The organism is Christiangramia aquimixticola (assembly GCF_048285835.1).
Lineage (GTDB): Bacteria > Bacteroidota > Bacteroidia > Flavobacteriales > Flavobacteriaceae > Christiangramia > Christiangramia aquimixticola.
In genome coordinates this window covers 140,871-162,618 of the sequence record NZ_JBLVTL010000004.1, presented here as the reverse complement: position 1 = coordinate 162,618, position 21,748 = coordinate 140,871, and the positions used below count along the sequence as shown (strand labels likewise).

The following is a 21,748-nucleotide window of genomic DNA, read 5'->3' as shown; positions in this document are numbered from 1 at the left end:
GAATTTTGCAAGAAAATAACTGAATGAAGTCACAGGATATCCGCAAACAGTTTCTCGAATATTTCAAATCGAAATCACATAGCATCGTGGCATCGGCGCCTATGGTCATTAAAGATGACCCTACGCTAATGTTTACCAATGCAGGAATGAACCAGTTCAAGGAATATTTTCTTGGAAATACCGTTCCCAAAAATTCCCGTGTTACCGATACCCAAAAATGTTTACGGGTAAGTGGAAAGCATAATGATCTTGAGGAGGTTGGTCACGATACCTATCACCATACCATGTTCGAGATGCTTGGAAACTGGAGTTTTGGAGATTACTTTAAAAAAGAAGCCATTCACTGGGCCTGGGAACTTCTTACTGAAGTTTATAAAATTAATCCGGAGAACCTGTACGTCTCGGTATTCGAGGGAAGTGAAGACAGGGATAACTTAGGTTTGGATACAGAAGCTTTGGAACTGTGGAAAGAAATCGTGCCAGAAGATCGTATAATCTACGGTAATAAAAAGGACAATTTCTGGGAAATGGGAGATCAGGGACCTTGTGGCCCGTGTTCTGAAATTCATATAGATATAAGGTCTGATGAAGAGAAGGCAAAAGTTCCCGGTAGAGATCTGGTAAATATGGATCATCCTCTGGTAGTGGAGATCTGGAACCTGGTTTTCATGCAGTATAATAGAAAGGCTAACGGAGACCTGGAAGAACTGCCGGCAAAGCATATAGATACCGGGATGGGCTTCGAAAGACTTTGTATGGTATTGCAGGATAAAAAATCCAATTATGATACCGATGTTTTTACGCCTCTTATTCAGGAAATAGAAAAAATCACCAATAGCACCTACGATAAATCTGATGAAAATGATATCGCCATGAGAGTGATCTCAGATCACGTTCGTGCGGTTGCATTTTCAATTGCAGATGGACAGTTGCCGAGTAATACCGGAGCGGGATATGTTATTAGACGTATTTTACGAAGAGCAATAAGATACGGATTCACATTTTTAAATACTAAGGAACCATTTATCCATAAACTGGTGCCTGTGCTTGCTAAGCAAATGGGGAATTCTTTCCCTGAGCTACAGTCTCAGGAAAAATTGATGGAGAATGTAATTAGAGAAGAAGAAGCTTCTTTCTTGCGTACCCTGGAGCAGGGATTGGTACTTCTTGAAAATTTGATGAAAGATTCAGAAAGTAAGACCATTTCAGGAGAAAAGGCTTTTGAATTGTATGATACTTTTGGTTTCCCAATAGATCTTACATCTTTGATCTTAAGAGAGAACGGATTCAGTTTAGATGAAAAAGGTTTTGAAGCCGAACTTAAAAAACAAAAAGACAGATCTCGCGCTGCGACACAGGTAAGTGCCGGGGACTGGGTAGAATTAGCTGAAGTGGAAAATGAAGCTTTTATAGGTTATGACCATTTAGAAGCTGAAGTAAAAATCGCCCGTTATAGAAAGGTGGACTCCAAGAAGAAGGGTGAGATGTATCAGATCGTTTTGAGCTCTACGCCATTTTATCCCGAAGGTGGAGGCCAGGTTGGTGATAAAGGAATTCTGATGTCGGCTGAAGGGGAAGTGATAGACGTTCTGGACACCAAGAAGGAGAATAATTTAATCGTTCATTTTACTAAAGATTTGCCACAGAATCCTCAAGGAGATTTTCAGGCTATCGTAAATAAAACCGAAAGAGCAAATACAGCATCCAATCATACCGCAACCCATCTATTGCATCAGGCTTTAAGAACTGTGCTTGGAACTCATGTGGAACAAAAAGGTTCTATGGTTAGAGGTGGCTATCTGCGATTTGATTTCTCTCATTTCAGTAAAATGACTGCAGAGGAGCTGGAAAAGGTGGAGAATTTTGTGAATGCCCGCATTAAAGAAAATATTGCTTTGGAAGAACAACGCAATACAACTTATGATGCAGCTTTAGAGCAAGGAGCAATTGCTTTGTTCGGTGAGAAATATGGGGATTCTGTAAGAGCCATTAAATTTGGAGATTCTATGGAATTATGCGGAGGAACGCATGTGCAGAATACTTCAGACATCTGGTATTTTAAAGTGACCGGCGAATCTGCTGTTGCTTCAGGGATCAGAAGAATTGAAGCCATTACCGGTGAAGAGGCGAGAAAACATTTGGAGTCTCAGTCGGCGGTTCTTGAAGAGATCAAATCCGGATTAAAAAATGCTAAAGATCCCGTAAAAGCGATCAATAATTTACAGGATGAAAATGCTGCTTTAAAGAAGCAAATTGAAGGTTTGCTTCGTGATAAGGCTAAGAATTTAAAAGCTGAACTTAAGGCTGAAATAAAAAATATTAACGGAGTGAACTTCCTAAGTAAAGAAGTGGACCTTGATGCCGGTGGGATAAAAGACCTGGCCTTTCAATTAGGAGATGAAATGGAAGATCTTTACCTGATATTTGGAACAGAGCAAAACGGGAAAGCACTTTTGTCTTGTTATATTTCAAAAAATCTGGTGGCAGAAAAGGAAATGAATGCCGGAAAGATAATCAGGGAGCTTGGAAAATTTATCCAGGGAGGCGGCGGAGGCCAGCCATTCTTTGCAACTGCCGGAGGGAAAAAGCCTGAAGGAATTTCTGAAGCCTTAAAAAACGCAGAAACATTTATTAAATAAAAGAGATCCCGGTGTTAAACCGGGATTTTTTAATTTTAGAATATGGAGTTTAGAACCAAAGTCCCTGTTTCAAAAAGTCGGAATTTGATCACCCACTCTTCCGGGCTGGTTCTTTTAGGCAGCTGCTTTGTGGAGAACATAGGAGAGAAATTACAGTGGTTCAAGTTTAAACCATTGCAGAATCCATTCGGAATCATATTCCATTCCAACCCTTTGCTTCGTTTAATTGAAAGGCTTGTCAATAATCAAATGTTTGATGAAAACGACTTGATTCACTTTGAAGGAAACTGGTTGTCTCTGGAAGCTCATTCGGTTATGAATGCAGAATCGAAAGAGAAGGTATTGGAAAATCTGAATTCTGCCCTTAAAGAATCCAGAAACTCCATTATAGAAGCGGAGTATGTGATCATAAGTCTGGGAAGCGCGTGGGCTTATGAATATGTAGCGAATAACAAGAAGGTTGCCAATTGCCATAGGATCCCACAAAAGCAGTTTAAAAAAGTATTATCAAGCGGTAGCGAGATCGCTGAAGACCTGCAATCTATCAGGCAGGCTTTAAATAAGATCAACAAGGACCTCAAAATAATTTGTACAGTTTCCCCGGTTCGGCATTTGAAAGATGGATTTGTAGGAAATCAGCGCGGTAAATCTAATTTGATATCGGGAGTTCACGATTTTATTGAAGAAGGTAAAAATGCCTTTTATTTTCCTTCTTATGAGATCATGATGGATGAACTAAGAGATTATAGATTCTATAAGGATGATATGATACATCCCGGTGAATTGGCGATTAACTATATCTGGGAACAATTTTCTGAAAACTGGATGAGTGATGAAACCCTGAATCTTAATCTAAAAATAGATAAAATTCAGAAGGCATTGGCCCATCGTCCACGCGCAGAAAACTCCGATGAACATAAGAAGTTTCTTACAAAAATTTATGCTAAAATCGAGGAAATACATAAAAAGCATCCTGAAATAACGTTTTCTTAGGCCTTGTATTCAGTGAGATTGTTAAAATATTAATATAAACGAAATACGAATTTTGTTGGATATTAGATTTAATTCGTATTTTTACCGAGCAGATCTATAATAAATGTTTACCTTATTATTCTTATTTAAAGGGAATAATCAAAGCATTCAAAGATTTGTTTTCTAAAATTTGTTGGGGTAGATTTTAGAATATTCTAAAGGACGGGTGGGGCCGTCCTTTGGTTTTTTATTAAGGTAACTTTAACTTTCTTTAAGGTCTCATTTTCTCTCTTCATTCTCTTTTTTCCCTAATTTCAGATTTATTAAAATTACTTATATGAAGAATATTCTTCTTACCATCCTGGCCGGAATGGTTATACTGCTTGGGGTTCTCTACTGGAATGAAAAATCCAATACAAAGGAAAGTCTGGAAGAGAATACTGCTTTGATACAGGAGCAAATTCGAAATGTGGGAAAACTAGTGGTGACCGAAGGTACATTCTCACAGGTGTTTACCTACAAAAATTCTAAAAGCTTCTATTTTGATGTGCTTTCTGCTAAAAAGAAAGCCCTGATCGTGGTGAATGCAGAAGCCAGTGTAGCCTACGATTTGAGCAAGCTTGAACTTGAGATTGACGAAAAGAATAAAAAACTAATCATTAAAAATATTCCGAAAGAGGAAATAAGCATCAATCCCAATATCAAATATTACGATGTTACTCAGGATTATCTTAACCAGTTTGAAGCAGAAGACTATAACAAGATCAAAGCCCGAATCGAAAAAGGATTACGGGAAAAAATTGAAAAGTCCAGACTTAAGACCAATGCGCAGAATCGCCTGATTAGCGAATTACAAAAATTCTACATCCTAACCAACAGCATGGGCTGGACCCTGGAATACCGGGGTAAAACCATAAGTAATGCCAAAAGTCTGGAAAAGATCAAACTTTAATGCGTGGCCAGATTACTTTCAGTCATTTCGATCCCATCTTCAATTAGATGAGCAATTTTTGGCCGGTCCTTCTTTAATTGTTCCAAATGGTCTTTAACTTCCTTGCTCAGTTTTTGATCACTTTCTACGGCTAATTCATAGATCTCTACAGATAGCAACCAATCTTTAGGATGATGTTTTTTAACTATATCGAAAGCTGCTGAAAGGGAGAATTTCGTGTTCTCACCATTGCGGATATTTCTCACCGCAAGATAAAGTGACTCTAATTCTTCACGTTCCGGAGTTTTTTTGCTCTTAATTGTGGTAGTTGAAGGGGTGTGGGTGATAAGATCAAAAGACTCATGATCTGCCGGGCCAGCGAATGCCGAAATGATCTCTTTTCCAACGGCCATATCATAGGCTCCCCATTCCGGTTCAAAAAGTACTTCTTCGCCGTAAGTTACCTTACAGTCCTTAAAGCTGATCAAAATTATTTTTCCCTGAAGGTTTCGCGTTCCGGTTACAATTTCTCCGGTAACCTTTATCCCTCCTTCAAATTCCAGCTCCACTCTTTCTCCTTCATATATGTCATAAGCGCGGAGGTCACGCGGACTCATATCCTCGATTGCAAGGTTAATACCTTTTAATTTACCTATAGGAGATCCAAAGCCTTCTGCGTGAGTAGAAACACCATGGCCTACAAGTTCTTTTTCACGGTAGGAGAGAGCTGTCTTACCTTTAGTTTGAATATAAATAGGCTTGCCATCATGTTCAATAACCCGGGTGAAATTCCCGGATACCTGAATTCCTGTGGTAAACTCGACAGTTCCAATGTTTTTGGAATCTATAAGTTTTTGAACACCTTCCAGACCACCTTTTCTTAAGGCCATTTTATTGGCAAATTCTTCCAGCACCAGACTTAAATGAGCAAAATCCGGAGTTACATATAGTTGTGGTTGAGGTTTTGTAATGTCGAATTCTTTCTTGGCTGCTTCAATATTGTAAGGAAATTTTTCAACAGCGCTGGTCATACAGGATTTGCTTTCCCCAATAGACGAAAGCAAGCCGGCACCATAAATTTTAGGATCTTCAGGAGTTCCAATGAGTCCGTACTCCACGGTCCACCAGTGTAAATTTCTAATTTGAGACATTTCACTTGGTTTCACATCGGCATTTTGCAGTTCATCCACTCTTTTCTCAACGGCGTCTATTTTTTCCTGTGGAGTGTCTTCTGCCTCCTTAAGGATCGATAATTCCCGTATAGCTTCATAAACTTCATAATCATGACCACTGGAAATGGCTTTGCAGCCAATCTCCCCGAATCTTCTTAAATATTCAGCATACTCAGGATTCGCGATTATAGGAGCATGACCAGCTCCTTCATGAATAATATCCGGTGCGGGGGTATATTCTATATGTTCCAGTTGTCTAATATCGCTGGCAATCACTAAAACATTATAAGCCTGAAATTCCATAAATGCAGCAGGAGGAATAAAACCATCCACGGCCACTGCCGCCCAGCCTATTTCTTCTAAAATACGGTTCATCCCGTACATGTTTGGAATACTATCTATGGAAATACCTGTTTTTCGTAAGCCTTCCAAATAAGAATCGTGCGCGACCTTACTTAGATAATCAACGTTTTTACGCATTACATATCTCCATACAGCCTGATTAATGGGGGTGTAATCCTCGTAATTTTGAGGTTTGATATATTGCTGAAGATGGGCGGGAAGCCTATCCAGAATTTCGTTAGAAGGTATATTGTCCAGCATGATCTTTCTTTACTAAAACGTTTGCGTTAAAAGTACAAAATTTGAAAGAAATGCAAGGGGTTGATTCGCCTGAATGATATAAAAAAAAAAGCCCCGGATCGGGGCTTTTATTAAGTTTTACCGGGTTTCTCCGGGAGGATATTTTTCCATGATCTTGGCAACGATCTCATTAATTCTCTCCTGTTTCTTGTTCACTTCGCGGGCCAGTGCAGCTGTACCCATTCCCTGCCAAACAAGTTCCTTGTTCTGTGAATCGATTAGGTCTATATATAAAGTTCCCTCACTGGTTCGGTTTACGGTATTAAATCCGCTGCCCCAGTACCATGGGTTCCAACCCCAGCCATATCCCCAGTATCTATAATCATTCTGATAGATATTTATATTCTCATTGGTTTTGGTAAAAATGCTTACCAGTAGATCCGGATTTTCAGATTTTTGAAAACCTTTTTTATTCATTTCAGTTTCAATGGCTCTTAAAATCCTTTTCTTATCAAGATCTGAAATTTCAGCTTTATCAATTCCCGGCTTAAAAAAAGCATATGATTTATACTGAGAGAAGTCGGCCTCACGATCATAATCTGATGCAATCCGAACACTGGTACACGAGCTTAAAAATATGGTCGCCAGTACCAGCAAAGAAGTGAACTTAAAAAATTTCATAGGTATGATTTTAAATTATCAATTTATTCAATCTAAAAGGGCCGGATCTACCAGGTTGGGAATGGTTACCTTAAGCTGTGGATTCATTTCCATAGCACGTTTAGCGGTAAATATTGCTTCCTTATTCCTTGCCCAGGATCTTCTAACGATTCCGTTGTTTACATCCCAGAATAACATTGACTTAAGCCGGTCTTCAGATGCCTTATCTCCTTCAAGAATCATGCCGAAGCCACCATTGATAACCTCGCCCCAGCCAACTCCACCGCCGTTGTGAATGCTTACCCAGGTTGCTCCTCTAAAGCTATCTCCAATTACGTTATGAATGGCCATATCTGCCGTATATCTGGAACCATCATAAATATTTGAAGTTTCTCTATAAGGACTATCGGTTCCCGATACATCATGGTGATCCCTTCCCAAAACCACAGGTCCTATTTCTCCAGATGCGATAGCATCATTAAAAGCTTTTGCAATTTCAATCCTTCCTTCTGCATCGGCATAAAGAATTCTGGCTTTTGAACCTACCACCAATTTATTTGCACGGGCACCCTGTATCCATTTAATGTTATCCTGCATTTGCTGCTGGATTTCTTCAGGCGCATTTTTCTTTAATTCAGATAAAACCCGGGTAGCGATCTCATCGGTTTTTTGAAGATCTTCATCTTTACCGGAAGCACAAACCCATCTAAAAGGGCCAAAACCATAATCAAAACACATTGGTCCCATGATATCCTGCACGTAGCTTGGGTATCTGAATCCTTTGCCGTCTTCGCTCATAATATCGGCTCCGGCACGGGATGCTTCCAGTAAAAAGGCATTTCCGTAGTCAAAGAAATAGGTTCCTTTACTGGTGTGCTTATTAATTGCTGCGGCTTGTCTCCTTAAACTATCCTGAACTTTTTCTTTGAATTTTTCCGGCTGGTTTGCCATCATTTCATTTGCCTCTTCAAACTCCAGGTCTACCGGATAGTACCCGCCGGCCCATGGATTATGCAGGGAAGTTTGATCACTTCCAAGGTCGATGTAAATGTTATTTTCAGCAAAGTATTCCCAAATCTCTACCACATTCCCCTGATATGCGATGGAAACCACCTCTTTATTTTCTTTTGCCTGCTTAACGCGTTGAGCCAGCAATTCAATATCTTCAATTACCTCATCTACCCAACCCTGTTTATGGCGGGTTTGAGTAGCTTTTGGATTCACTTCGGCACATACAGTTATGCATCCTGCAATATTCCCGGCTTTTGGCTGAGCTCCACTCATACCTCCAAGTCCTGAGGTAACAAATAGTTTTCCGGCAAGGTCCTCACCATTTTTAGAAATCCTTCTCCCTGCATTCAAAACGGTGATAGTAGTTCCATGCACAATTCCCTGAGGGCCAATGTACATATAGCTACCTGCGGTCATTTGTCCATATTGAGTGACGCCAAGAGCATTGAATTTTTCCCAGTCGTCCGGTTTGGAATAATTTGGGATCATCATTCCATTAGTTACGACAACCCGTGGCGCATTTTTATGGGAAGGGAAAAGTCCCATTGGATGGCCGGAATACATTACCAGAGTTTGCTCATCTGTCATCGTAGCCAGGTACTGCATGGTAAGTCTGTACTGCGCCCAGTTTTGAAAAACTGCACCGTTTCCACCATAGGTGATCAGTTCATCGGGATGTTGGGCTACTTCCGGATCCAGGTTGTTCTGGATCATCAACATGATACCTTTAGCCTGTAAAGAATTTCCGGGGTAGTCATCTATTGGCCGGGCGTAAAAATCATAATCAGGTTTAAACCTGTACATATAGATACGGCCATATTTTTCCAGCTCCTCTCTAAATTCGGGAAGAAGCGTGCTATGGTGTTTTTTGTCAAAGTAGCGTAAGGCATTTTCCAGTGCCAGCTTCTTCTCATCATTGGTAAGTATGTCTTTTCTTTTAGGAGCATGATTAACTGCCGGATCATAATTTTTTTTAGCCGGTAATTCATGGGGAATCCCTTCAAGAATCTGTTCCTTAAAATTCATTTTTTATTGATCTTGTTGATTGGTATTTTTGTTATATCCGTAAGGACAATGGCGGCAGCCGCTTTCGCAGCAATATCCCCGTTTTAGATGATATTGTTCAGTAAAACAACGATAGCCTTCGGGGGTCAAATAATAATCGCCATCTTCTATCGGAATTCTTTTTTTCTGAAAATTCATGACGCTAAAATACAATTTCTTATCTTGAAAGAATGATTTTGATCGTGAACAAAAAGCTACTTTCCGGCAGGTTTAAAGGGATAAGCCTTTGGCCTTTCGTTATTTTGGAAAGCAAACAGCTTAAGGAAAATTCATTTTTTCTCAATCATGAAAAGATACATTTGCGACAGCAACTGGAACTTCTATTGATTTTCTTCTACGTTTGGTATGCCATTGAATTCTTTATCCGCTACCTGAGCTGTAAGGACGGAATGCTGGCGTATAGAAACATAAGTTTTGAAAAGGAAGCCTACCGTAGGGAGTATAATTTAAAATACCTTAAAGAAAGACCGTTCTGGGCATTTCTGAAATATTTATAGGAAACAGTTTTCTATATTTTAATTCCGTCAATATCCTTTTATAATAAATTTATTTATTCTCCTGCACTTCATTTAGTTTTGCAGAATGGATCAATTCTTTAAGTCGAATATTTCAGCCGAAATTCCCAATCAGTTTATTGCTGAAATAGGGGATGGATGTGAGTTATGGCTTAAACGGGAAGATTTATTGCATCCTCAGGTTTCCGGTAACAAGTTCAGAAAATTAAAATACAACCTGTTGGAGGCTCAAAAAGGAAATTATTCTTCAATTATCACTTTTGGTGGTGCACATTCCAACCATATTGCTGCGACTGCCGCTGCCGGGAAAATTCTGGGTTTTAAAATTTTTGGGATTGTGAGGGGCGAAGAGCTAGAGAACTCGAAAGATCGCTGGAGTCCTACTTTAAAATTTGCAGAAAGTTGTGGGATGAATTTCTGGTTCATCAGTCGTGAAGAATACCGGGAAAAAGATTCAGTAGATTTTCTGAAAACCATCAGAGAAAAATATCAGGATCCTTACCTCATTCCGGAGGGTGGCACGAATGAAAAAGCCATTCAGGGATGTTCAGAAATTTTAAAGGAAGAGGATAAAAAGTTCCGGTTTGTTTGCTCCTCTGTTGGAACCGGCGGAACTCTTGCAGGGTTGATAAATTCTTCTGTTGAAAATCAGCAAATCTTTGGTTTTTCATCTCTTAAATCAAATCATTTACAAACAGAAATTTCAGAATTGGTGAAAAAGCAAAACTGGAAGATCGTTTTAGATTACCATTTTGGAGGTTATGCAAAGGTGGATCAAAGCCTGATCGAATTTATGAACTTATTTTATAAAAATTATAATATCAAACTGGATCCGGTCTATACAGGAAAATTACTTTTTGGTATTTTTGACCTGGCAAAAAAAGGCTATTTTCCAAAGGGATCAAAGATACTGGCCATACATACAGGCGGACTTCAGGGAATAGAAGGGATGAATCAGCGTTTATTAAAAAAGAATTTGCCTCAAATTGAATATTAATATGAAAATATACAGACTCTTTACCTTAATTCTCCTAGTAGTTATAACAGCTTCCTGCGGAAGTAAAAAAAAGGTGGTTACCACCAGAGATAATTCGAACAGGGAATCAATAGAGGAGAGAAACGAAAATACTCCGGCAGAAGTGGTGGTGAATAAAAGGGAGAATGTTCCGGCAACTTCTTATTCTTATAGTATTGAAGATTACATAAGGGAATATGCTCCAATTGCCAGGGAAGAAATGAAGCTGTACAGGATACCAGCGAGTATTACCCTGGCACAGGGGATTCTGGAATCAGGAGCCGGGAAAGGAGAACTTACCCGTAAAGCCAACAATCACTTTGGGATCAAGTGTCATGACTGGAAGGGTGAAAAAGTTTATCATGATGATGACCAGCGAGGGGAATGTTTTAGAAAATATAAGCATGCAAAATATTCTTACCGGGATCATTCCCTGTTTCTTTCCGGAAGAGGAAGATATGCTGAATTGTTTGACCTGGAAACCGATGATTATAAAGGCTGGGCAGAAGGTTTAAGAAAAGCAGGTTATGCTACAGATCGCAAATACCCGGATAAACTCATAAGTCTAATTGAAAGATATGAGCTTTACAGGTACGATTCTGAAATTACTAAACGCCCTTCACCGGCATATACAAGGTCAGAGAAAAGTAATTCTCCTAAACATGTGGTTCAAAAAGGGGATACGCTTTATTCCATATCAAAGCGCTATAATACATCGGTTGAAGATATAAAGAAAGCTAATGGTCTAAATGGGAATAATATTTCCATAGGTCAGGTTTTAAGTATTAAATAGAGAAGAATAGTTTTTATGATTTATAAAAGAAGTAGTCAGTTATTTACCGAAGCCCAGAAAGTAATTCCCGGGGGAGTGAATTCGCCGGTTAGAGCATTTAAAGCTGTAGGTGGAGAGCCAATTTTTGTGAAAAGAGCTGAAGGAGCTTACCTGTATGATGAGGATGGAAACAAATTGATAGACTATATTAATTCCTGGGGTCCGCTTATTTTAGGGCATGCTCATAAACCCGTTATCGATGCGGTCGTTGAAAAAGCTAAAAGCGGAACTTCATTTGGAACTCCTACAGAGATCGAAACCAGGATCGCTGAACTGGCAGTAAAAATGGTTCCCAATATCGATAAGATTAGAATGGTGAATTCCGGGACTGAAGCCTGTATGAGCGCCGTTCGCCTTGCCCGCGGATTTACAGGGAAAGAAAAGATCATAAAATTTGCCGGTTGTTATCACGGGCATAGTGATTCCTTTTTGATCCAGGCGGGGAGTGGTGCCGTTACTTTTGGGACTCCTAATAGCCCGGGTGTAACTGAAGGTACTGCAAAAGATACCTTGCTGGCGAAATATAACGATCTGGAAAATGTAAAGGAATTGATCGGGGCTAATAAGGACGAGATTGCCTGTCTCATTCTCGAGCCTGTGGCAGGAAATATGGGCTGTATTCCACCTGCCCAAGGTTTTCTTGAAGGCTTAAGAAAGCTATGTGATGAGACCGGAATTCTGTTGATCTTCGATGAGGTGATGACCGGATTCAGACTTGCTGCCGGAGGGGTGCAGGAACGAATGAAAGTGGATGCCGATATCGTTTGCTTTGGAAAAGTGATTGGAGGCGGACTGCCGGTAGGTGCTTTTGCCGCCCGTAATGAGATCATGGATTATCTTGCTCCGGTTGGGCCGGTTTACCAGGCTGGTACGCTTAGTGGAAATCCATTGGCTATGGCTGCCGGGCTTGCTATGTTAACCGAGTTACATGACAATCCGGGAATTTTTGAAAGCCTGGACAAAAAAACAGAGTATCTGCATGAAGGAATGGAAAAAGTCCTGAAAGCTAATAATATCGATTTCACCATAAACAGAGTTGGATCAATGATCTCCGTTCATTTTGGAAAGGAACCGGTAACCGACTTTGATTCGGCAGCGCGTTCTGCAAATTTGGGCATCTTCAATAAATTCTTCCATGGAATGCTGGAAAACGGGATCTATATAGCACCGAGTGCCTATGAAACCTGGTTTATAAGTGAAGCTCTCTCTTATGAAGATCTTGATAAAACCATTGCAGCTGTAGATAAAGTGTCTAAAGACCTGTAAATCTGTTTTTATAACATAAAAAAAGCCTCCATGCGGAGGCTTTTTTTGTTAGCTCATTTCAAGCAATTCTTCCACGTATTTGCGGGAATTGGAAAGTCTTGGGATTTTATGTTGTCCGCCCACTTTATCATGTTTCTTTAGCCAGTCATAAAACAGGTTTTCTCTTGCCTGATGAATCGTTGGCATTCTAAGCGTCATATTATTATAACGTTTGGCTTCATAATCACTGTTCACTTCCTGCAAGGCCAGATCCAGCTGATTCTGGAAATTATCGAAATCTCGGGGTGGTGTTTTAAATTCTATTATCCATTCGTGAGCTCCTTTTTCTTTGCCTTCCATAAATACAGGTGCCACTGTATAATCAATGATCTCACAATTGGTGACCAGGCAAACCTTTTTCAAAGCTGTTTCGGCATTTTCAATGATAAGTTCTTCACCAAACACATTGATATGATGTTGTGTTCTTCCGGAGACTTTGATCCGGTATGGGTTAACATCGGTAAACCTGATGGTATCACCAATTTTATACCGCCATAGCCCTGCATTGGTGGTAATTACCACGGCATAATTTTTACCAACCTCTACTTCGCTTAACGGAATCGCCATTTCTTCGGAAGTTCCATATTCATCCATTGGAATGAATTCGTAGAAAATCCCGTAATCCAGCATTAATAACATCTCTTTGGAGTCGTTAAGATCCTGGCAGGCGAAGAAACCTTCAGAAGCATTATAGATCTCATAGTATCTAAAATCTTCCTTCGGTAATATCTTCTGATATTGTGAAGCGTATGGTTCAAAACTTACCCCACCATGAAAATATACTTCAAGGTTTGGCCAGACTTCAAACAGATTTTCCTTTCCGGTAGTCTCCAGTACATTATTCAGTAGAACCAGCATCCAGCTTGGAACTCCTGCCAGACTGGTAACTTTTTCGCGAATGGTTTCATTTACGATCGCCTGCATTTTCACCTCCCAGTCGTGCATTAGGGAAACCTCATTACTTGGTGTACTGCTGAATTCTGCCCAAAAGGGCATATTAGCGATAAGGATGGCAGAAAGGTCACCGTAAGAAGTTCCGTTATCCTGATATAATTCTTTACTACCTCCAAGTCGCAGGCTTTTCCCGGTGAAGAACTGAGACTGCGGATTGTTGTTTAGATACATGCACAATAGATCCTTCCCCGCAGCATAATGACAATTCTCTAAAGAGTCCTGACTTACCGGTATGAATTTGCTTTTTGCATTGGTAGTACCACTGGATTTTGCAAACCATTTGATAGGGGTGGGCCAGAAGATATTATTCTCTCCCTGCCTGCTGCGCTCAATTACCGCCTCATAATCTTCATATTTCTTAATAGGAACGCGTTCGCGGAAGGTCTCATAGGAATTGATATCGGCAAAACCATACTTCCTTCCAAACTCTGTGTTTTTCGCGGTAGATAACAGGTTTTTAAGCAACTCATTCTGAACTTCGTGCGGGTATTTGATGAATAATTCCATCTGATGGATTCGCTTCTTCAGAAACCAGGAAGCAATGGAGTTGACTAATGGAATTGGCATTATTTCTTATTATCTTTAACCCTTTCTTTACAGGTTGTTGGTTATCTGGCTAAAAATAAGCGAAACTTTGAAGCCTGCAAAAATTCACTTAAGCATAAAACAAAAATATCAATGAAATACGAGGGTGTACTCACCAAGATGAGAACCGAATTAACGGCAACGGTGGAATATTATTTAATCTGGCAGGATGATTTTATCAATATGAACCAACTGCTGGGAAAAAAAATAAGCATCAACTTCCTTAAATATCAATGTCTTAATTGTGGCCTCGAAAAGAAGATTTTCCGTCAGGGATATTGTTATGATTGTTTTAGCTCTATTCCGCAGGCCGGTGACTGGGTGATCAATCCTGAGAAAAGCCGGGCACATTTAGATGAAGAGGACCGGGATCTGGAATATGAAAAAAGATCGCAATTGCAACCTCATGTGGTTTATCTGGCAAATTCAAGCGATGTTAAGGTTGGTGTTACCAGGAAAACTCAAATTCCAACCCGATGGATAGATCAGGGTGCTCACGAAGCAATTGAGATCGTGGAAGTTCCCAACCGTTATCTGGCTGGAATTACTGAAGTGGCATTAAAGGATCATGTGTCTGACAAGACCAACTATAGAAAAATGCTTACTAATGATGTGGTGGATCTTAATCTTGCCGAAGTAAGAGAAAAGCTTAGCACATATATTCCAGAAGAGGCGAAAGAATATTATCTCGCTAATAACAAAGAGACAGAAATTAAGTTTCCGGTGCTTAAATATCCTGAAAAAGTAAAAACTCTAAACTTAAGTAAGAGTCCGTTCTATGAAGGAAAATTACAGGGTATTAAAGGGCAGTATCTTCTTTTTGAAGATGGAACCGCATTTAATGTTAGAGGACATGAAGGCTTTGTAGTGGAGTTGAATATTGGATTATAACACCAGTTTTAAGCCTATTGTAAATAAAAATCTCCTTTCCGATTTATTTAAGTTCCAGCAAATTATTTGGAAAGGAGAATTATAATAACAGTTTAATAATTACTGTTTTTGACCTGTAGTATCGGTTGGTTTTTTGTTATTCTTCAGGATCCCTCCTAAAATGTTTCTTGCCGTTTCCTGAACCTGTTTTTGTTGAGTGGTTTTAATAGAATCCTGTTTGGTTGAAGCCGGTTTTTTAATAGTATCGGTTGATTTTGAACCTACCGCAGTAGAATCGTTTTTATTGAATGGTTTTTTAGGATCTCTTTTTCCCTGAAGGATCTCATTGATCGCGTTTACCGCTTTATCCTCTAATTTTCTCTTTTGCTGATCCACGATCTTTTGAGTAAGACTGTTAACCGCCTGCTCCATATTCAGTTTAATTTGCGGACTCTGGAAATTACCTGTTATACCTATAGGTAAGGTAACAACCATATTTTGAATATCCTCTCCGCTCAATTTACCAAGAGATCCACCCACATCTGATCCCAGATATTTTGCAGGGACATCCAGACTTAACTGGTAGTCCATATCCATATCAAAACCATGGCTCCCGGCTACCTGAAAATGTATTCCTTTAAGGTCAAAATCGAATGGAGCAATCTCCACTTTCCCATCACGGAAGGTTAGTTTTGTTTTGAGATCTGACAGATCTATTTTGGAGAAATCCAAAAATCCAAGCTGTGTATCAAGTTTAGAAAGTAAAGCGGCTTTTTGAGGATTCAGTTTCGCCGTTAAAATTTCTGCAAGCGCATTCCCGGCAAGGCTGCTTAATTGGGGTGTAAGGTCTTCGTTAAGATTCCCCTTTAAATTCAATGTAGACTTTAGTTTTCCTTCAAGTGCTTTTGCCAGCGGAGCAAGATTTTGCATTAATTCCATGCCATTAAAGGAAGAGGCGATATCCAGACTATTCAAATCCAGATCCATCTCGAACACCGGAGTTGCATTTTTAGTAGATACCAGCCCGTTAGCACCAATACTACCGTTAAAAATATTGGTAGTTACATTTTGTAATCTTGCTGTTTCATCTTTTATAATGAGGGTTCCTTTGGCATTCTTTAATTCAAGATTATCATAAAGAACCGTTGCAGCATCAAAATTTAATTCTACATCCAGAAAAGACGGGATCTTAACCGCTTCTTTTCCCGGTTTGGGAGTTTTTGTTTCAGCTTTGTTTTGATCGGTTTTTGGAGTTTCTTCAACTTCAGCCACCATGAAATTATTGATAGAGAAGGTGTTGGATTTAACCTGAAAATTTCCCTTTAAAAGCTGATCTGTAAACAGGAAGCCCATAAAATTCTGAATATTTCCTGAGGCAGTAACATCAGTTTTTCCGGTAGTCAACTGGAGGTTGGGAACACTAACATTACCCTGATCAAATTTCATATTTGCCTGAGCAATCTTTACTTCATTAGGAATTTCCGGAGAGGAATAACTAAAATTTCTAATCGAAGCGGTTCCATTGCTATTTACATTTTGATATTGTTCCTTTTCAATGGAATTCATATCAAATTTAGTTTTCACATCTGCAGTTAGAATTCCGTTGAGGTCCTGTTCTAGGTTTAATGGATATGCTTTACTTAGGTTGGCCAGATTAATGGTGCCTTTCAGAGCAAGATCGATAAGCATATTTTCGGTTAGATTGCTAATTTTTCCAAGCATGGAAAATCTGTCCTCATCTATTCTAAAGGTCGCTTTGTTGATGTTGAGATAAGTTTCCTCAGCGATTCCGGTATTATTAAGAATCTCCATATCCAGGTTTACATCCTGAACCTTTTTTGGAAGATCCGGATATTTAAATGCGGCATTGCTGGAGTTTATTTTGATTTCCATTTTAGGAATGAACGTATCGTCAGATTTACCAAAGATTCGACCATTTACAACAAAGTCTCCCTGGGTTTCCACATTTTCAATATTCTTGGCGTACGTCTGCGGAATTACCGCCAGAAAATTTTTAAAGTCGGAAGACGGAGTTTTAAAGCTTAGATCCATTTCAGTATTATCATCATTAACCTGAACATATCCGTCGAAGGTCAATGGAAGCTGATTGATCATAGCTTCATTTTCAAGGAAGGTATACCTTAGTTTTTCCAGATCCATTTGAAAAACTGCATCCAGACTTACATAATTTTTATTTAGATAATTCACTCCGTCATAATCCAGAGAAACCAAAGCTTCAGAGTAAGTGTCGAGTTCAGACGTATCCATAGAAAAATCTCCTGAGCCTTCATGATTAAAGTTTTCGACATCCAGAGCAATTTTTGCACTCAGGTCATTATATTTAATTCGGGAATTATTGATCTCGTAATGTTTAAGATCAAGACTAAAAGGGTTGGAAGTACCGGCGCTTGCAGTAGTATCTGCAATGGCAATATCATAATTGGTTACTCCCAGAGAATCTACCAGGATATTGACATAAGCATTATTGATCTTTAACTCATCAATTTTTTTAGGTTCCTTACTGCTTTTGAACAATTCTTTGATAGACATCTGTAAAATCACTTCTTCTCCGGTGGCAAGTGTATCCCCTTTGAATGGTTCATTATTGATGATACTAAGATCCTCTATGATCAGGGTGGCTTTGGGAAAACTTCGAAACATGCTTAGATCAATATCGGCAAAGTCAACCTGAGCGTTCAGGTTATCATTCATTGTCTTTTTAACCAGATCCTTCAGCTGGGATTCAAATACAAAAGGAGCGATCACCAGTAAAATAATTACGGTAAGAACTATGAAGCCCAGTATTTTAAATGCTTTTTTCATCTGATAAATACTTTTTATTTTTTAATGTTTTGCACGACCGCCTTATAAAGGTATAGGTTAATTTTCACCTTTTCAGGCTGTGGTAAAATTAATTTCCTCGGTTGCGCTTAGTTTAAAATATCTTCTGAAACCATATACTGCCAGATACAAAAACGGTGTATCAATTATTGCAATAAGAACCTTGAAAAGAAATCCGCTTAATAATAATCCTGAAAAAAGACCCCAATCTATTTTACCAAACATACAGAGCAAAAATAAGACCGAAAAAGTGTCCACAAACTGAGAAAGGAAGGTGGAAAAATTATTCCTTAACCATAAGTGTTTCCCTTTTGTAAGTCTTTTCCAGAAGTGAAATAAGTGGATATCTATATATTGTGCCAGAAGATAAGCTGTGATAGATGCAAAAACTGCAATTGTGGTAGCGCCAAATACGGTGGTAAAAAGTTCGTCGTCAATCCGTGACCAGAGTGTGGCCGGCACTTCATTGGCGGTATATACAATTAACAAAGAGAATAAAGATGCGAATATGCCGGTGGTTACCACCATATTTGCTTTTCGCTTCCCGTAAATTTCGCTAATAATATCTGTAACCAGAAAAGTCACGGGATAGGGTAGAATTCCTACAGATATTTCGAAAGTATGTATCCCAAAGAAATCCCAGTAAAAGAACTTTTGAAAGATCAGATTAGAGACCACCAGGGAAGCGATGAAAATAGCACAAAGGATCATATATATTTGCTGTGCTCTAAGTATTTTTTCAGGGTAAAGTTTAGCCAAATTTTTTTATTAAGTCTTTGAACAAAATTAAGAGTATGTGCTATTGTTTTGTTTAATTTGCTGTGAAATTATTTTTAGCCCCCTATTAAAATTTTCTTAAATCGCTTTGAAATTCCCTAAGACAGTAATATTAGCGCTGGGTAGTAACCTGGGCGACCGCCGGCAGAACCTTCAAATTGCTATGGAAAGGATCCATGCGAGCATTGGTTGGATCCATAAAGTTTCCAGGGTTTATGAAACTCCGGCCTGGGGTTTTAAGGGCGAGTCCTTTTTAAATGCCTGCATTGCGGTAAGTACAAGGCTCGAAGCTGCAGATATTCTTTCGGTGTTGCTGGGTATTGAAATTGACATGGGGAGACAGCGAACAGATGATAAGACCTATCAAAACAGGATCATTGATCTGGATATTTTGCTTATTGAAGATGAAATAATAGACACGCCAAACCTTCAGGTGCCACATCCCGGAATTGCAAATCGCAGGTTTGTTCTTCAGCCTTTGACCGATATTGCTGCAGGTGATGTTCATCCAATTTTAAAAAAGGCTTACAGGAAATTGCTGGTTGAAACTAGTGATACTTCTGAAGTTGTTGCAATTAATGAAACACTGGAAATTCCCGGGAAGAATTATAAATTTCCCCGTTGTAATTACATTGCCGTAGAGGGAAATATCGGCGCCGGGAAAACGAGTTTTTCAACCATGGTTTCCCAGGATTTTAATGCGAAACTGGTTTTGGAAAGATTCAAGGATAACCCATTTCTTCCAAAATTTTATGAAAATAAGGATCGGTATGCTTTTCCGCTGGAGATGTCATTTTTGGCAGATCGCTACCAGCAGCTTTCAGATGATCTTGCCCAATATGATCTTTTTAAGGATTTTGTGATCTCAGATTATGATGTGTTCAAATCTTTAATATTTGCCCGCATCACCCTGCATGAAGATGAATACTCTCTTTATCATAAGCTGTTTCATCTTATGTATAAAGAGCTGGTAAAACCTGAACTTTACATTTATCTGTATCAGAATACTGAACGTTTACTGGAAAACATCAAAAAAAGGGGTAGAGATTACGAACAGAACATTCAGCCGGATTATTTGATCGAGATCAACAAAAGTTATCTCAATTACATCAAATCACAGAGTAATATGAAGGTAAAAGTGATAGATATCTCTAATTTGGATTTCGTGTCAAACCGGGAAGACTATCTGCAGCTTCTTGAGGAGATCGAAAAAGCGGTAAATTAAGCTATCCCTTTTTTAGCTTCGCGAAAAGATCCCATAATACCACGCCGGTACTTACCGAAATGTTTAAAGAATGTTTACTGCCAAGCTGGGGAATTTCGATTACTCCATCGCTGGCTGTGACTACTTCCTGTTGCACGCCTTTAACCTCGTTCCCAAAAACCACGGCTAATTCTTCGCCTCTTTCAGGTTGAAAATCATCTAACATTACCGCGCCTTCAGCCTGTTCTACGGAATAGACTTTAAGACCCTTATTCTGAAGCGATTTTACCAGGGCGGTAGTATCTTCTACATATTCCCAATCAACAGTATCTGTAGCGCCCAGGGCGGTTTTCTGAATGTCTTTATGAGGAGGTTGGGCAGTGATCCCACATAAGTAGATCTTCTTGATTAGAAAGGCATCGGCAGTACGGAATACCGATCCAATATTGTTAAGACTGCGAACATTATCAAGGATTACGGTAATTGGAGTTTTCTCTGCTTCCTTGAATTCTGAAATGCTTTTCCTGTCCAGTTCAGCATTTTTTAATTTCCTGTTTGCCATGCCGCAAAATTAATAAAAGCCATTCTTTTTTCGTCAGAGATTTAAGGCAATCTGTAAAAGCAGAAAATTAGTTGTGGCGGGAAATTCTTTTCGAATTTAAAACAATAAAATTTAGTAACTTAGGGAGTTCAAGTATCTGTGAAACAAATATTTACATTCTCCTCAAGTCTGCATTCTTCTTTTGTTGGGTAAATTCTGCTATATGGCAGGACACAATTTTTTTCAATTAAATCAACCAATTATGAAAAGCTTAAAATTAGTATTGCTGGCTCTGGTCGTCGTTTGGACTTCCCAGAATATGGCCGCACAGGAAATGCAGGCAAAAAAACATGATAATTTAAACTGGCATGTCGTGGCATTTGTAAAATTTAATCCCGGCCAAAAGGATGCTGCGATAAAATTAATCGACGACTACTTTGTGAAAGCCGATGAAAAAGCGGGCACCCCACATCCGGTGTTTGCCATGGATATGGCCACAGGAGAATATGATTATGTGATTGGATGGAAGATGGCTGGTGGTATTCAGGCAATGGACTGGGAGATGAGCCCGGACGATGTAAAATGGTTTGGTGCGATGACAGAAATTGCCGGTGGACCGGATAAGGTTCAGGAGAAAATGAAAGAATTTTATTCGTATGTGGCTTTATGGAGAGTTGAAATAGGGCGGAACATGATCGAATAAAATTCATGTAAACCTGTCCTGATCCGGACGTTTATTAAAAACTATTTGCAATGATCCTGTTAATCGATGGAAGAAAACAAACTTAATACCCCTCCACATTCAAGGAATAAACACACAGATGATCTTATTGATCATTACTGGGGGAGTATTAGTTATGTTTCCAGTTTGATAAAAGCTTCCGAGCTTAAAGCCGGACTTATTTTATCTTTTTACGGGATCCTTTTAAACTTCGTATATCAAAATATAAGGATTGTCCTTGCTCATTTTGACAATGATACCATTATTTACGTTTTACTGGCGCTGTGGTTCACCTGTGCGGTAGTGTCTATTTATTATAGTATCAGGTGTTTTATGCCCAGGATCGAATCCCGGTACGACAGGAATATATTTTTCTTTGGAGATGTGATCTCCAAATTTGGCGATATAAGGGAATTCTCAAAAACCTTTTATGAAATAAGCCTGGACGAAGATCAGCTTTTTGACCAGTTAGGACAGCAGATCTTTATAAACGCGAAAATTGCCAACCTTAAATTTGAAAATGTGCAGAAAGCGCTGAAATTTCTGGCGATCCAAT

General features: G+C 39.2%; 19 protein-coding genes. 11 read left to right on the top strand and 8 right to left on the bottom strand.

Going from position 1 to position 21,748, the window contains the following annotated elements; genetic code table 11:
* Positions 1-23 precede the first annotated feature (23 nt).
* The 3 genes from alaS to ACNKXV_RS09925 all read left to right on the top strand — a co-directional run bounded on the left by alaS (position 24) and on the right by ACNKXV_RS09925 (position 4,563).
* On the top strand, positions 24-2,639 hold the full coding sequence (gene alaS, locus ACNKXV_RS09935; protein WP_417907573.1) for an alanine--tRNA ligase: 2,616 nt from the start codon (positions 24-26) through the stop codon (positions 2,637-2,639).
* 42 nt (positions 2,640-2,681) lie between these two features.
* The gene (locus tag ACNKXV_RS09930) at positions 2,682-3,632 is read left to right on the top strand and encodes a GSCFA domain-containing protein (protein ID WP_417907572.1); all 951 of its coding nucleotides are present in this window, start codon (positions 2,682-2,684) and stop codon (positions 3,630-3,632) included.
* Between the two features lie 316 nt (positions 3,633-3,948).
* The gene (locus ACNKXV_RS09925) at positions 3,949-4,563 is read left to right on the top strand and encodes a DUF4230 domain-containing protein (protein WP_417907571.1); all 615 of its coding nucleotides are present in this window, start codon (positions 3,949-3,951) and stop codon (positions 4,561-4,563) included.
* Here the strand turns inward: ACNKXV_RS09925 and ACNKXV_RS09920 are convergent.
* The 4 genes from ACNKXV_RS09920 to ACNKXV_RS09905 all read right to left on the bottom strand — a co-directional run bounded on the left by ACNKXV_RS09920 (position 4,560) and on the right by ACNKXV_RS09905 (position 9,170).
* Entirely contained in the window at positions 4,560-6,317 is a 1,758-nt protein-coding gene (locus ACNKXV_RS09920; protein WP_417907570.1) for an aromatic amino acid hydroxylase, read from the bottom strand. The two genes, ACNKXV_RS09925 and ACNKXV_RS09920, sit on opposite strands and share 4 nt — an antisense overlap.
* A 117-nt stretch (positions 6,318-6,434) precedes the next feature.
* Complete coding sequence (locus ACNKXV_RS09915) at positions 6,435-6,977, bottom strand: DUF4136 domain-containing protein (RefSeq protein WP_417907569.1); 543 nt, start codon at positions 6,975-6,977, stop codon at positions 6,435-6,437.
* Positions 6,978-7,004: 27 nt separating this feature from the next.
* Positions 7,005-8,993 carry a urocanate hydratase gene (locus ACNKXV_RS09910; protein WP_417907568.1) on the bottom strand — a complete coding sequence of 663 codons (1,989 nt, stop codon included), beginning with the start codon at positions 8,991-8,993 and terminating at the stop codon, positions 7,005-7,007.
* A gap of 3 nt (positions 8,994-8,996) precedes the next feature.
* On the bottom strand, positions 8,997-9,170 hold the full coding sequence (locus ACNKXV_RS09905; protein ID WP_417907567.1) for a DUF5522 domain-containing protein: 174 nt from the start codon (positions 9,168-9,170) through the stop codon (positions 8,997-8,999).
* Positions 9,171-9,202: 32 nt separating this feature from the next.
* Between ACNKXV_RS09905 and ACNKXV_RS09900 the strand changes: the two genes are divergently transcribed.
* The 4 genes from ACNKXV_RS09900 (at position 9,203) to hemL (ending at position 12,660) form a co-directional block, all read left to right on the top strand.
* Positions 9,203-9,529, top strand: a complete 327-nt coding sequence (locus ACNKXV_RS09900; protein WP_417907566.1) for a hypothetical protein — start codon at positions 9,203-9,205, stop codon at positions 9,527-9,529.
* An 85-nt stretch (positions 9,530-9,614) separates the two neighbouring features.
* Entirely contained in the window at positions 9,615-10,544 is a 930-nt protein-coding gene (locus ACNKXV_RS09895; protein ID WP_417907565.1) for a 1-aminocyclopropane-1-carboxylate deaminase/D-cysteine desulfhydrase, read from the top strand.
* Position 10,545: 1 nt separating this feature from the next.
* On the top strand, positions 10,546-11,355 hold the full coding sequence (locus ACNKXV_RS09890) for a glucosaminidase domain-containing protein (protein ID WP_417907564.1): 810 nt from the start codon (positions 10,546-10,548) through the stop codon (positions 11,353-11,355).
* 15 nt (positions 11,356-11,370) lie between these two features.
* Entirely contained in the window at positions 11,371-12,660 is a 1,290-nt protein-coding gene (hemL, locus tag ACNKXV_RS09885) for a glutamate-1-semialdehyde 2,1-aminomutase (RefSeq protein WP_417907563.1), read from the top strand.
* 48 nt (positions 12,661-12,708) lie between these two features.
* Here the strand turns inward: hemL and ACNKXV_RS09880 are convergent, their stop codons facing one another.
* On the bottom strand, positions 12,709-14,220 hold the full coding sequence (locus ACNKXV_RS09880) for a GH3 auxin-responsive promoter family protein (RefSeq protein ID WP_417907562.1): 1,512 nt from the start codon (positions 14,218-14,220) through the stop codon (positions 12,709-12,711).
* A 111-nt stretch (positions 14,221-14,331) separates the two neighbouring features.
* On the opposite strand from ACNKXV_RS09880, the gene ACNKXV_RS09875 reads away from it, so the two are divergent.
* Positions 14,332-15,129, top strand: a complete 798-nt coding sequence (locus ACNKXV_RS09875) for a DUF2797 domain-containing protein (RefSeq protein ID WP_417907561.1) — start codon at positions 14,332-14,334, stop codon at positions 15,127-15,129.
* 99 nt (positions 15,130-15,228) lie between these two features.
* On the opposite strand, the gene ACNKXV_RS09870 is transcribed toward ACNKXV_RS09875, so the two are convergent.
* Positions 15,229-17,931 carry an AsmA family protein gene (locus tag ACNKXV_RS09870; RefSeq protein ID WP_417907560.1) on the bottom strand — a complete coding sequence of 901 codons (2,703 nt, stop codon included), beginning with the start codon at positions 17,929-17,931 and terminating at the stop codon, positions 15,229-15,231.
* A 72-nt stretch (positions 17,932-18,003) separates the two neighbouring features.
* On the bottom strand, positions 18,004-18,660 hold the full coding sequence (locus ACNKXV_RS09865; RefSeq protein ID WP_417907750.1) for a queuosine precursor transporter: 657 nt from the start codon (positions 18,658-18,660) through the stop codon (positions 18,004-18,006).
* Between the two features lie 154 nt (positions 18,661-18,814).
* Here ACNKXV_RS09865 and folK point away from each other — a divergent pair, with 154 nt between their 5' ends.
* Entirely contained in the window at positions 18,815-19,951 is a 1,137-nt protein-coding gene (folK, locus tag ACNKXV_RS09860) for a 2-amino-4-hydroxy-6-hydroxymethyldihydropteridine diphosphokinase (RefSeq protein WP_417907559.1), read from the top strand.
* 1 nt (position 19,952) lies between these two features.
* Here folK and ACNKXV_RS09855 read toward each other — a convergent pair whose 3' ends face one another.
* Entirely contained in the window at positions 19,953-20,492 is a 540-nt protein-coding gene (locus ACNKXV_RS09855; RefSeq protein ID WP_417907558.1) for an RNA methyltransferase, read from the bottom strand.
* 241 nt (positions 20,493-20,733) lie between these two features.
* Here ACNKXV_RS09855 and ACNKXV_RS09850 point away from each other — a divergent pair, with 241 nt between their 5' ends.
* Both ACNKXV_RS09850 and ACNKXV_RS09845 read left to right on the top strand, forming a co-directional pair.
* Positions 20,734-21,174 carry a hypothetical protein gene (locus ACNKXV_RS09850; protein WP_417907557.1) on the top strand — a complete coding sequence of 147 codons (441 nt, stop codon included), beginning with the start codon at positions 20,734-20,736 and terminating at the stop codon, positions 21,172-21,174.
* 66 nt (positions 21,175-21,240) lie between these two features.
* Positions 21,241-21,748, top strand: a 508-nt coding sequence (locus ACNKXV_RS09845; protein WP_417907556.1) for a Pycsar system effector family protein, incomplete at its 3' end; no start/stop codon positions are given.